A 12113-nucleotide genomic window follows, 5' to 3' on the forward strand; every position below is an offset into this window, starting at 1 on the left:
TTCATATGTTTTTGATGCTTTAGCAGCTGCTATATACTTGCAAGTATAGTATATAGAGTATTTTAGCTTCAGTAGGGTTGGCTGGTAGATAAGCTTTGGATTTTATGTGTGATGCCAAAGCATGAGCTTGTAGGATAGCCTCTTACAAGTATAACCTGGTATACATCTGCAGGAGCTCTAATACCTGCCAGTTGCTTTGGTGCTTGTGCAGGAGGAAAGGGGGCAGACGTAAAGTATAGCCTTAGCTAACAGCTTCCATTTTTTGATGAATGATAATGCGGCGCTTTATACTTTGCTGTTCAGGTTAATTGTAAATTGTGTAAGACCTTCTTTGCCGGAGCCAAGGGAAAAAGTATAGCCGTGGTTCATAAGTATGTCGCGCACCATGGTTAAGCCAATGCCCTGGCCCGTTTTTTTGGAAGTATAAAATGGGGTAAACAAATGAGGTTGTACATGAGCTGGAATGCCCGTGCCATTATCGGAGATGATGATTTGAGGAGGCGCTGCTGTAGTCTCTACTGCAATAAACCCGTTTTCATCTATCGCCTCCATGGCATTCTTGAAAATATTTAGCAGCACTTGCTCCATCTGGTTTTTATCCATGGGTAACAGTAAGGGCTTATTAGTTAAGTGATACCTGAAGTGGATCTGGCGCTTTTCTAATTCTGGCTTAAGCAAACGGTGCAGGTCCTGCAGCAGCAGGTGCACATCAGTAAGAACTTTCTGAGGCTTAGGCAACCGCACCACATCTGCAAAGCCAGCCATAAAACGGCTCAGGTTATAATTGCGGTCAATGGCTACCTGCAGCACATGCTCGTAGTCGGCTTGGTCTGTGGGTTGCAGCTGCGGGGCATAGTGCTGCAAAGAGCCAAGTATAGAGTTAATGGCACCGGTTGTGTTGTTTACCTCATGCGACATTACCCGGATAACCTTTTCATACGCCTGGCGCTCGTTCTGAAGTATGGCCTCCGTTAACTCCTCTATCAAAATAAAGTAATGCTGAAAGCCACGATCCAGGAAATGGGCACGATGGCAGCGGTAGGTCCAGGTGCCATGTATTTTGAAAGTAACAGAATTGCCGGTTTTTAAATTTTTTAAAGGTGCAGCCCATACTTCGGGTAACTGGCTTACGTGCTTGCCCTGAAGCTCAGGAAGGCGTTTACCCAGGAAACGCTCCGCAGAGGGGTTTAGACTTTCCACCTGGTTATCGAAGCCTAAAAGTATAATGCCTGCCGGCGAAGCCTGTATCAGCTTGTCTAATAAGAAGTGCTTTTCGGCCTGTGCCACCCTTTCCTGGCGCAGCTGGGTTATCATGCGGTTATACACAATTACCAGGTCATCCAGGTCTTTTTGGCCTACTGCTGTAAAAGTGGTAGAAAAGTCCTTATCCTTCATAGACTCTATACCTGATCTGATCAGATTCAGAGGCTTAAAAAAAGAACTGTAAAGCTGAGCTGTTACAAAAACGGAGCAAAGTATGAGCAGCTCCATCCCCAGGAAAAGAAACTTGTTTTGCTGCAACAGGTGCCATGCCAGCACGCCCAGCAGAACGTGAACGAGCACGGCAAAAAGTATAAATTTACTGCGCAGGGTCATAGGGGATGTTAAACTTATCAAGGCGGCGGTACAGGGCTGCCCTGCTTAAACCTAAGGCACGTGCTACTTTGCTGATATTGTTCTGGTAATAGGCCATCGATTTAATGATCATGGAAGCTTCCATTTCGTCCAGCGTCATGGTGCCGACGGCAGGAAGGGTTTTATCGCCGGGCTTTGCCGGGTTCTGCTGCGCCTGTGCCTTAAAATCATCTGCCTCCAAGGTTGAGTGCTCTGCTACCAGAACCGTTCTTTCCACCAGGTTTTTTAGCTCCCGTATGTTACCCGAAAGGTGCAGGTTTTTTAGCCACTGCAGGGCTTTTATACTTATTGTGAGGTTTGGGCGGTTATAAGTTTGCTTCAGGTTATCTACAAAGTACTGCACGAGCAAAGGAATGTCATCTTCACGTTCGCGCAGGGCAGGTAATTTTACCTTAATCAGGTTGATGCGGTAGTATAAATCTTCACGAAACTTACCTTCCTCAACCAGCTTTGCCAGATCGCGGTTGGTGGCGCAAACCACGCGTATATCAAGCTTTCGGGACCGGCTGTCGCCTAGCACCTCGTAGGTGCGGTCCTGCAGTACACGCAGCAGTTTTACCTGGCTGTTCATGTCCAGCTCACCGATCTCATCTAAAAAAATGGTGCCTTTATTAGCCATCTCAAAGCGGCCTGTCCTGTCTGACTTTGCATCGGTGAAGGCGCCTCGTTTGTGCCCAAACATTTCGCTTTCAAATAAAGTAGAGGAGATGCCGCCCAGGTTTACTTTAACAAAAGGCTGCGATTTACGGAGGCTGTTCCGGTGCACAGCCTCCGCTATCAGTTCTTTGCCTGTTCCGCTCTCTCCTTCAATCAGCACAGAGGCATCGGTGGGGGATATTTGCCCGATCTTCTTCAGCAGTTGCAGCAGCTGCGGGTCCTGTCCGATAATATTCCGAAAGTCGTATTGCTGGTCCAGCTTTTTGCGTGTAAGAGACCCAGCGCCAGTCTCAGCAGCCTGCTCAGATGCTGATAAGCTTAAGGCTGTACGCACCGCCTGCAGCAGGTACTCGTTGCTCCAGGGTTTGGTAATAAAGTCGGCGGCACCAAGACGCATGCCTTCTACTGCCAGCCCAATTGAGCCCCAACCAGTAATAAGTATAACCGGCAGGTTAGGGTAAAGCTGTTTAAACTGCTCCAGCAAAGCAATACCATCGTTGCCGGTAGTATCTATGGAGAAGTTCATGTCCATGATAGCCAGTTTAAACGGATGTTGCTGCGCCACCTCCAGCGCCTCTTTGGGATTGGAGGCCTCCTTGGTTTTAAACCCCTGCTGCTTTAACAACAAGCTAAGCGAGGCACGTACAGCTACATCATCATCTATTATCAGAACCATGGTTTACGAGGCAGAATGGAAGTATAAATATAAGTTTTTTCAGGATAATGCAGTACAGGTATACTTTAGTCTTCGTGCAGGGCTATGGCAGGATGTATGGCGGCTGCTTGTCTGCTTGGGTAAAATGCACAAACTATAGTAAGCAGGTAAATAACAACGACGGCACCAAGTATAGCAACCGTGTACACAATTGATTCTACATCAAAGACCTGCAGCAAGGGAAGTTGTACTGCAAACATGACGCCGAGCAGCAGGCCAAAAGTTGCCAGCACCAGCACTTCGCCTATAAATTGCCTGTAAATCTGACCCGAAGCTGCACCCAACGCCCTGCGCAGGCCTATCTCGCCATGGCGACTGTTAATATTGTACCACAGCACCCCAAACAAACCAAGCGCTACGTTTAAAATCAGGAAAGCACACACAAGCCCAAGGGCGATCATCGGGATCATGGTAAGTTTGGCTTTGTTCTGGCGCATTTTCTCCAGCGTTGTGACTTCTAAAGCCCAGCCTTTGCCGATCCCCGCCACCTGCTTCACCATTTTTTCTTCAAAGGCTATACCTGTGCCTGGTTTTACCCGGATCAGGACTTCACTCCAGAACGAGTTGGGACTCCGCGGCAGGTTAAGACGGGTAAAGAAAGCAGGCTCATCTGCTGCAAACTCACTTCCTGCACGAAAGTGCTCTGTAATGCCCACTACCTGGTAATTTGTGGAGTCGTTTACCGGAATGAGTTTACCTAGTGCATCCTCCTCCCCAAACAGTTGCTGCTTGAGCGCCTTATTGATTACAATGGGTGCATGGTGGCTGGCATTGTCCTGCATCCCAAACCACCGGCCTTCACGCACCTGTAGCTGCATTACTTCTTTAAAGTCATCCTCTACTTCATAAAAATCGGCCATTACGTCTTTTACATTGCCATATGATAAATTATTGTTCATCTGGCTGAAGGCAAAAGGAGCATTGCTGCTGGTGAGGGAGGCTTGCTGAACTTCCGGGAAAGTGCGTACCAGCTGAAGTACCTGCTCCAGGTTCTGGTGGTTAAGGGCAGAAGAGTCTGTAGAGGGCCGCATGGTGAGAAGCCATACATTGTCATGTTCAAAACCAAGCGGTTTGGTGTAGTTGCGCACGTTATACACGATGAAGCTCAGCACGCCGAACAGCACCAGGAAGCAAAAGAAAATTTCGGTGATCAGCAGGAAGTTACTTTTCTTCCTGTTCCAGATCAGTTTAAACAAGTGACGTATCATTTCGATCCTCCTTTCAGCGCCTCAACGGCATGTAAGCGTGACATTTTATAAGCAGGGTATACCCCGGAAAGCAAACCAAACACAAGGCACAGTAGCAGGCCAATAGCGAACACACGTAGGTTAAGGTCCAGGTCAGCGTATACTATAATACCGCTGTCGTTGATAAACCATAGTGCCCCCGCCGACAGCAGGAACCCCAGCAAACCACCCAGCAGCGTCAGGAAGATGTTTTCGACGATAAACTGCCCGATGATGGTGGAGGAGGTGGCTCCGAAGGCCTTACGAACCCCAATCTCTGAGGAGCGCTCCATGATGCGGCTGATGTTGATGTTGACCAAGTTGATAGTAGGCAACAGCATGAACAGAAAAGTCAGGCCAGCCAGTATACCATACAACATGCCAAGGCCGGTTTCCTGATCGCGACCTAAAAAGGCGCGGGCAAAGCTCTCCAGAAAGGTGTCGGGGAAGGAGAAAAGCTTTGTGCCTTTCTGTGGCTGCTGGCGCTCTACTTCCTGCATCATAGCCGCATATTCAGCCTTTATTTTCGGAATGTCGTTGGGGGTTTTGGCTTTGATGGTGGCAAAATAAGTGCCCCGCAACCCAGGTTTGTTAAATTCCTGGCTTTTGAGCGTAACAGGTACCCACACATCGGCATAAGATTGAACACGCAGTACCGGCACGTTTTCGACTACGCCCACAACTTTATACTTTACCTGGTCTACCACAATATATTGCCCAACGGCCGGTGCTTTTCCGAAGTATTGCTCGCGGGTGTTCTCGTTGATAACCGCCACGCGGTTGGCACCCTTCACGTCCTGCTGCGTGAAAGCATTGCCCTCCAAAAAGTTAAAGTCAAGTATGTCCCAAAATTCGCGGTCTGTATACTTGATGTCGAGGGCCAGTTTGCGGTTATTGATGTAGCTGTTCACCTGAAAAAACATAGAGTTTACCGATACCGTTTCAGGTGTATTCAGGGGGCGTATATTGCGGTCGAAGAAGTGGTAGCTGATCGGCCCGCTACTGTTATAGCCATCCTGAATCTGCTCCCGCACCATGTTTACAAAAAGCAACTTGTCTGTTTCCCGCTCCGGCATCTGCGGCCCGAAGGTGTGGTCAAAAAGGGAGGTAGCCACCATGAGCACCATTAAAGTGAAGCTGATGCCGAAGAGGCTGATGAAGGTAAAGAACTTGCGGCGCAAAAGTACTTTCCAGGCTATTTTAAGATAATTCTTCAGCATGGCTATACTTGTTGGAAATTAAAAGCCGCTGTTCTGGCATCTGATACCTGCTGGCCGTCAAAAAAGCGAATCAGCCGCTCTGTTTTATGGGCCATGTTCTCGTCGTGAGTCACCATCACAATGGTGGTGCCGTCCTGCTGGTTCAGGTGGAGCAGGATGTTCATGATTTCTTCTCCCATCACAGAGTCAAGGTTACCGGTGGGTTCGTCGGCAAGTATAACTTCAGGCTGGCCTATCAGGGCGCGGGCAATGGCTACCCGCTGCCGCTGACCACCGGAAAGCTGGGCAGGGAAGTGTTTGGTACGGGCGCTAAGGCCAACTTTCTCTAATGCTGTCATTGCCAACTTCCTGGTTTCTGCAGCCGATGCGCCCCTGCGGTAGAGTAGGGGCAACTCTACATTGTCGAGCACGCTCAGGTCGTTGATGAGGTGATAGCTCTGGAAAACAAACCCCAGTTTCTGATTGCGGATATGCGCCAGCTCTTTGTCTTTATACTTGCTGATGGGCGTACCGTCAATTTCTACCAGTCCGCTGGTTGGCTCGTCCAGCAGGCCCATGATGTTGAGCAGCGTGCTTTTACCGCAACCGGATGGCCCCATAACAGACACAAATTCACCTTTGGGTATGTGCAGGTTTACGTTCTGCAAGGCTACCGTCTCAATGGTTTTGGTTTGGTAAACCTTCTCGATGTTTGATAGTGTGATCATAGTTTTATACTTGGTTCTAATATCGTGATTTTGTGGATTGATATAAAAGCTTGCTTACTCTTTGAAACTGATTGCCTGCTGATGCTCAAAATCGTAGAGCGTTAGCTGTCTTAAATTATAATAAGCTGCCCAGAAATCGCTTAGCGAGGAAATATAAGCACGCCTTGCCTGGTCTTTTTCTGCAAGGGCAATATTTAAATCTGTAATGCTAATGCGACCAATCAGGAAAGTGTTTCGGGCAATATCGTAGCGTTCGGCAGCAATAGCATCGGCTTCGGCGGTGGTGGCAATTCGGTTTTTAAGCGTATTATATTGGTTTACCTGCGTAATTACAGCCTGCTCAAAGTTTGTTTCTTCCTGGCTGATGGTGTAGGCAACCAGTTGCTGGTTAAGCTGCGCCGCTTTTATAGCAGAGCGCTGGCGGCCCCAATCCAACAGCGGCATACTAAAACCAATGCGCGCGCGCTGCTGGTTGTCGGGTTGGTGGTAAATGTCAGTAAAGCTTTCGCCACGGTCGGTAAGGCCAAAGGTGGCAAATAAGCTGGCATTGAAACCATTGTCGCCTCGGGCTTTGGCCGCGTTGCTTTCGGCTTCTAAAAGCCTGCGCTCAAAATTTATACTTTCTTTTCGGTTTTTCCTGGCTTCTGAAATGGCAATCTCTGCTACTACGGGTGCCTCTGGTATACTTTCCGGCATGATCAGGTTAAAATGGACAGCCTCTTTTATACTTAAAAAATTCTTCAGCGCCAGCAAAGCAGTCTGTTCATCCAGGTGGGCTTGTGCAAGTGCCAGGTCAGCGTTCAAAACGGCCAGGCGCAGCTGCAGCAGATCATTTTTAGACAGGCGGCCCAGTTTATACTTTTCCCCTGCTACCTGGAAAAGGGTATCGTTGTTAGCCAGGTTTTTGGCAGCTATACTTTTGTTAACCTGTGCCAGCAAAAGGTCGAAGTATAAATTGGTAGCTTTAACCGCCAATTGCTCTTTATCCTCTACAAACCTTTTTTTAGATTCCTCATACTTTAGAGGCTCTATGCGTTTTGCCCAGGCCAGGGAGTTGTATGCAAAAAGCGGCTGCTCTATTCCGATAATTGCCGGATTGCCGTTGTAGCGTGTCTGATCGCGGTCAAAGTCATCAAAGCGCTGCATAAGCGAAGTAACAAAAACACGGCCACCTGTAGGGGCAATTACCTGGCTCAGCGTAACGCCAATGTCGGAGCTGTTTATAGAAACTGGCTGAAAAGCGGTGGTGCCATCTGGTTGTGTTACTGGGGTAATGGTGCGGCTAAAGTCTGGCAAGGTGCCTTCCAGGCTTAGCTGGGGCAGGTAACCGGATTTAGCGCTGCGCCATTGCCAGTAGCTGTTTTCACGGCTTGTTTCTACCTGTCGCGCCTCCACCGATTGCTCCTGTGCCATAGTGATAACTTCCTGCAGGCTTAGCTGCCTTTGCGTAGGTTGAGCTATACTTTGGCCACAGCAAAGCTGGAAGCACACAAACAGGAAAAAGGTTAAGTATCGGTAGCTCATAGTTTATGTATAGTATCATGTAACCCGATCAGGACCTGAGATTCCATTACTTCAAGCGTATCTTTTTCAGGTGCTCGTATCCCTGCATGGACGAAATAATTACCTCGTCGCCGGCTTGTACGCCACTTTCCAGTTCTACAAAGTCTTTGTTGCTTACGCCGATAGTGGCTGGCACCCGCACCGCTTCATTTTCTCTAAGTATAAAAACCTGGTTGCCGGAGGCGCTGGTGAAGTAGGGCCCGTTTTTAACCCGTAGCGTATTTGGTTTGGTAGCCGTATTTACCTGCACATCCACACGCAGATTAGGGCGAAGCAGCTTATGTGCCTCCTTTGTAAGTGATATAAAAAAGGTGATGGTACCATTTGTTACTGTTGGTTCTATGGCCGCAATAGTGCCTTGTAAGTCGGTGTCGTTTATGCGTATGCTTGCCTGGCCGCCTGTTTGCAGTTGTTCGGCAAAAGTATCAGAAATAGAGGCTTTTATTTTGAAGCTGCTCAGGTCGGCAAGGCGGGCAATGACATCACCTGCATTTACGCTGCTGCCTATTTCATTCTTTACCCAGGTTACTACCCCCAGACTAGTGGCTCGAATCTCGGCCTGCTGCATCTTGCGGTTTAGTTCTTCTATAGATCGGCCTTGCATGGCTAAAGTATAACCTAGTTCCTGTTCATCGGCTTTAAGCAGGGCGCGTTCGCTGGCGATGTCGCGTTCGAGCTGGGCAAGTTCCTGTTGCGCTATTTTAAGGTTTAGTTCTGCCTGTTTTACCTGCTCCTGGGTGCCGCCGCCAATTTTTAGAAGATACTGCTCATCCTCGAGTCGCGCCTGCAGGCTTTTCACGCTCATGCTCTTTATTTGAAGCTGCGACCCTAGGCTGTTCAGTTTTTTCTGCAGTTGCAGTTGTAGCTGCACGCTTTTATGCTGGTTCAGTTGCTGTTCGTCCTTTAATTTGTCGTAGGCAAGCTGTGTAAAAGAACGATCCAGCAGCAGCACCTGGTCGCCGGGTTTCACCTGCTCGCCGCTGGTGCGTACCACCTGCTCAATGCGAGCCTGTATAGGACTGGTTATAACATGTTCGTTTTCAGGAACTACGACCCCCGTTGCGGTTAAAGTGGCTACTACCGGGCCACGTTCCACTACAGCTGTGCGAATTTCGGATCGGTTTATACCAGGCGTTATAAGAAACCTAAACCCTAATATGGTAAATACTACCAAGGCAACTGCGACTGTTAGTTGCCAAAAGCGCTTCCGTTTATTTGCTTTGATGGTTGTAGATGATAGCTCCCGATCCATAGTTTTTATACTTGCTATGGTCTATATAGCCAATTTAAATGCCAATAATGTAAGGTGTTGATATGTAGTGTTTTGTGATATTTAATAATGCCTTTTGGAGCTTGGCAGGTGTTCAGTATTGAACAGGCTGTTCGGTTTTAGAAGGGAAACTTTTGATGCTGATAGTCATCTGCATCAAATTATAAAGGCGCTGACTAGATGGTAAAGGCCACAGATGTATTATTCTGGATTAACCTTATTCAGGCAGCTTTCGATCAAATGAATAGCGTACGCTGAAGCAAATCTGAAATAAGCCCCTATACATATGCAGAACAGCGAAGCGGCCCCGGCATTAGCAGCAGTTAGGCGTGCCTCTTGCTTGCTACCAAAGTATAAATGCTATACTTGCTCTAATGCCGCCAATTCCTTTGTGGCGGTAGCGTTAATTTCTATAATTTCGTGGTAAAGCGATGTAATGGCACCCATGTCACCTGTGCTCTTAGAGATTTTCTCGATTTCTTTCAGTCCCTTCGCCATGTTCTCAATACCCATCATCGCAACAGACGATTTTAGTTTATGGGCAATCTCTGACACATCTTTAAGCTGTGCCTGCGTAACTGCCGTTTCCAGCTTAACAAGCTCTACGGGAGTGTGTACAAGGAACAGGTTGATCATCTCTTTGATGAACTTACTATTGCCCCTGGACATGCTCTGGAGATAGGTAAGGTCAACTTCTGATTTGATAGCTGCTATAGTTTTGCTTTGCGTTTCCGGTTCGGCAGAGTTGGCTCCGAGCAGCAAGTATATTTTACTTTGTAAATCCTTTGCTTTAAATGGTTTGGATAGATAGTCGTTCATGCCAAATGCCAGGCATTTTTCTTTTTCTCCGCTCATGGCATGTGCTGTCATGGCCATAATAGGAATGTTACTTTTGAGCTCCTGCCTTATAATGCGGGTAGCTTCATAGCCATCCATAATAGGCATCTGAATATCCATTAAAAGTACATCAAAATGCCGCCCTGCCTTTATAAGATTAACAGCCTCATTACCATTGGCTGCTAACTCAACAGTAAAGCCCATGTCGCTCAGAACCCGAAAGGCAAGCTTTTGGTTAAGTATGTTATCTTCGGCCAGCAATACATGAAGATCCTGCAGAAGTATGTTTTCTTCCAGTTGCGCCTGCTCGCTGTACAAGGCCATATCTTCTTCTGTTGCAATTTTGTAAGGGATGGAAATCGTAAACACAGAACCCTTTCCTAAAGTAGAATCGATGCTGATGCTGCCACCTTGCAGCTCCACAAGATTTTTTACAATAGTTAAGCCTAAACCTGTTCCGCCAAATTCGCGGGTGGTTGCCGTGGTTGCCTGGCTGAAGCGCTCAAAAATACTTTCCAGCTTATCCTGAGAAATGCCTATACCGGTATCCGATACAGAAATCTCAATCCAAACTTGTTCTCCCTCGTTATATTTTACTCCTGCACTTACAATAACCTCGCCTTTAGAGGTGAATTTTATGGCATTTTGCACCAGGTTGTACATCACCTGCGTCAGCCTTACCGGGTCGCCCAACAATAGCACAGGCATTTGGTCCTGGCAATCAACAGAAAGCTTCAGGCCTTTGTCGGCGGCATTGTTCTGAAGCAACACCTTTAACGACTCAAACAGAGACTTTAAACCAAAAGGAATTTCCTCCAGCTGCATCATACCCGCCTGTATTTTAGATACATCCAGGATGTCGTTGATGATCGTAAGCAGATTTTCGCCGGAAGAACGAATGGCCTCAACAAACTGCTGCTGCTCTGTACTTAGCGGCGACCGATGCAACAGGTTCGTGAAGCCCAGTATCGCATTCATCGGTGTCCGGATTTCGTGGCTCATGTTTGCCAGAAAGCGCTCTTTAGCCAAAGATGAGTCTTCTGCAGCCTTTTTGGCTAATTTTAACTCAGCTTCTTCTTTTTTGCGGTTAGTGATGTCTTCAAAAGCCGAAATTGCGAAAACTACTTCCTGCTTGCTGTTGTAGACAGGGCTTGCTGTTTCAGAGAGAAGTATAGCGGTGCCGTGGTTGCGTATTTCAAGGTTGTCTACACTACTGCTAGCTCCTGCAAGCGCCTTAATAACCGGAATTTCCTCCAGCGGGTATTCTTCCGCTGTGCCAGCTTTAAATACTTTTTGCTCCTTAACCAGTTGCTGCAGGTTCTGGAAAGGCCCCTCTGCTAATTGTTGGTGCAGTATTTCCCTGCCTTTCCTGTTTGTGAAAAACAAATCCCCGTTTGCATCCCGTACGGTCAGGCCAATAGGTAGTGCTTCAAGAAATTGCTTTAACCTGGATTCGTTCTCGCGTAGCTCCAGTTCCAGTTTTTCGCGCTTGTTGATGTCTATAAATATAAAAAGCACAGCCCCCAGCACAACAAGTATGATTAAAAGCGTACTGGCAATGTTTATGATGTATACATAATCAGAGAGGGCATTGCTTTCTTCTATCCGATGTTGCAGCAACTGTTTTTCTGTACTTTCTATACTATTTAAATGGGCGCGGATGGCATCCATTAATTGTTTACCGTCTCCCGATTTAATCATGGCAGATGCTGTGGCATCGTCCTTTTGAATGACCAAATCGTTGAATTCTATTTTTGCTTTTATTAAGGGCTTAAGCTGATATAGATGTTGCTGCTGAACGGTGTTGCCCGAAGTAAGGGTCTGGATGTTAGTTAGAGAGCCAACAGTTTTTTGCTTCAGTTGATCTAAACCCGCCAGAAAGGAGGTGTTTTTGCTGATGACATAACCCCTGGCATTACTCTCTAAAATGGTAAGTGCGGTGTTGATGTACTCCAGCTCCAGAATTACCTCTTGTGTGCGCGAAACCAACTGCTGCGTCTCTTCCAGGTCATCATTCAACTCTAGTGAGAAAAGCTGTATCGGGAGAGCGAGCAGAAGTGTGAGGCCTAGGCTTACTAAAATCTTGATTTTGAGATTACGGGAACCTGAGGATAAAAATTTATCGATCACAAAGAAGAATTAAAAACGCCAGTACAAATTTGATCATTTTTTTGATTTGCTGAGATGCACCTGGGATAATTTATGTAAAATTTTGCCGCGTTTTTGATCTACGTTTATCTATTGTTGAAACTTTGATAGCTTTTAATCCAAAAGCAAAAGGCC

At 47.1% G+C, this 12113-nt stretch carries 8 protein-coding genes; all 8 read right to left on the reverse strand.

Features of this window, described 5'->3' with window-relative positions:
• Positions 1 to 285: 285 nt before the first annotated feature.
• The 8 genes from Q1A23_RS19245 to Q1A23_RS19280 all read right to left on the reverse strand — a co-directional run bounded on the left by Q1A23_RS19245 (position 286) and on the right by Q1A23_RS19280 (position 11960).
• The gene (locus Q1A23_RS19245) at positions 286 to 1596 is read right to left on the reverse strand and encodes an ATP-binding protein (protein ID WP_299826475.1); all 1311 of its coding nucleotides are present in this window, start codon (positions 1594 to 1596) and stop codon (positions 286 to 288) included.
• Positions 1580 to 2968: a sigma-54 dependent transcriptional regulator gene (locus Q1A23_RS19250; RefSeq protein ID WP_299826476.1), complete on the reverse strand. Its 1389-nt coding sequence runs from the start codon at positions 2966 to 2968 to the stop codon at positions 1580 to 1582. Before Q1A23_RS19250 ends, Q1A23_RS19245 begins: the two co-directional genes overlap by 17 nt.
• Before the next feature lie 65 nt (positions 2969 to 3033).
• Positions 3034 to 4215: an ABC transporter permease gene (locus tag Q1A23_RS19255; protein ID WP_299826478.1), complete on the reverse strand. Its 1182-nt coding sequence runs from the start codon at positions 4213 to 4215 to the stop codon at positions 3034 to 3036.
• Positions 4212 to 5453, reverse strand: a complete 1242-nt coding sequence (locus Q1A23_RS19260; RefSeq protein ID WP_299826480.1) for an ABC transporter permease — start codon at positions 5451 to 5453, stop codon at positions 4212 to 4214. The genes Q1A23_RS19255 and Q1A23_RS19260 overlap by 4 nt, the downstream gene beginning before the upstream one ends.
• Positions 5454 to 5455: 2 nt before the next feature.
• The gene (locus Q1A23_RS19265) at positions 5456 to 6160 is read right to left on the reverse strand and encodes an ABC transporter ATP-binding protein (protein ID WP_299826482.1); all 705 of its coding nucleotides are present in this window, start codon (positions 6158 to 6160) and stop codon (positions 5456 to 5458) included.
• A gap of 54 nt (positions 6161 to 6214) precedes the next feature.
• Positions 6215 to 7684 carry a TolC family protein gene (locus tag Q1A23_RS19270; protein ID WP_299826484.1) on the reverse strand — a complete coding sequence of 490 codons (1470 nt, stop codon included), beginning with the start codon at positions 7682 to 7684 and terminating at the stop codon, positions 6215 to 6217.
• Positions 7685 to 7730: 46 nt separating this feature from the next.
• The gene (locus Q1A23_RS19275; protein ID WP_299826485.1) at positions 7731 to 8975 is read right to left on the reverse strand and encodes an HlyD family efflux transporter periplasmic adaptor subunit; all 1245 of its coding nucleotides are present in this window, start codon (positions 8973 to 8975) and stop codon (positions 7731 to 7733) included.
• 378 nt (positions 8976 to 9353) lie between these two features.
• Positions 9354 to 11960, reverse strand: coding sequence for an ATP-binding protein (locus tag Q1A23_RS19280; protein WP_299826487.1), 2607 nt, complete (start codon positions 11958 to 11960; stop codon positions 9354 to 9356).
• Positions 11961 to 12113 lie beyond the last annotated feature (153 nt).

Source organism: uncultured Pontibacter sp., from assembly GCF_947492645.1.
Taxonomy (GTDB): Bacteria; Bacteroidota; Bacteroidia; order Cytophagales; family Hymenobacteraceae; genus Pontibacter.

Coding starts and splice junctions, on each gene's coding strand:
- Q1A23_RS19275 (WP_299826485.1), bottom strand. CDS start 8,975: ATGGATCGGGAGCTATCATCTACAACCATCAAAGCAAATAAACGGAAG.
- Q1A23_RS19255 (WP_299826478.1), bottom strand. CDS start 4,215: ATGATACGTCACTTGTTTAAACTGATCTGGAACAGGAAGAAAAGTAAC.
- Q1A23_RS19270 (WP_299826484.1), bottom strand. CDS start 7,684: ATGAGCTACCGATACTTAACCTTTTTCCTGTTTGTGTGCTTCCAGCTT.
- Q1A23_RS19260 (WP_299826480.1), bottom strand. CDS start 5,453: ATGCTGAAGAATTATCTTAAAATAGCCTGGAAAGTACTTTTGCGCCGC.
- Q1A23_RS19265 (WP_299826482.1), bottom strand. CDS start 6,160: ATGATCACACTATCAAACATCGAGAAGGTTTACCAAACCAAAACCATT.
- Q1A23_RS19245 (WP_299826475.1), bottom strand. CDS start 1,596: ATGACCCTGCGCAGTAAATTTATACTTTTTGCCGTGCTCGTTCACGTT.
- Q1A23_RS19250 (WP_299826476.1), bottom strand. CDS start 2,968: ATGGTTCTGATAATAGATGATGATGTAGCTGTACGTGCCTCGCTTAGC.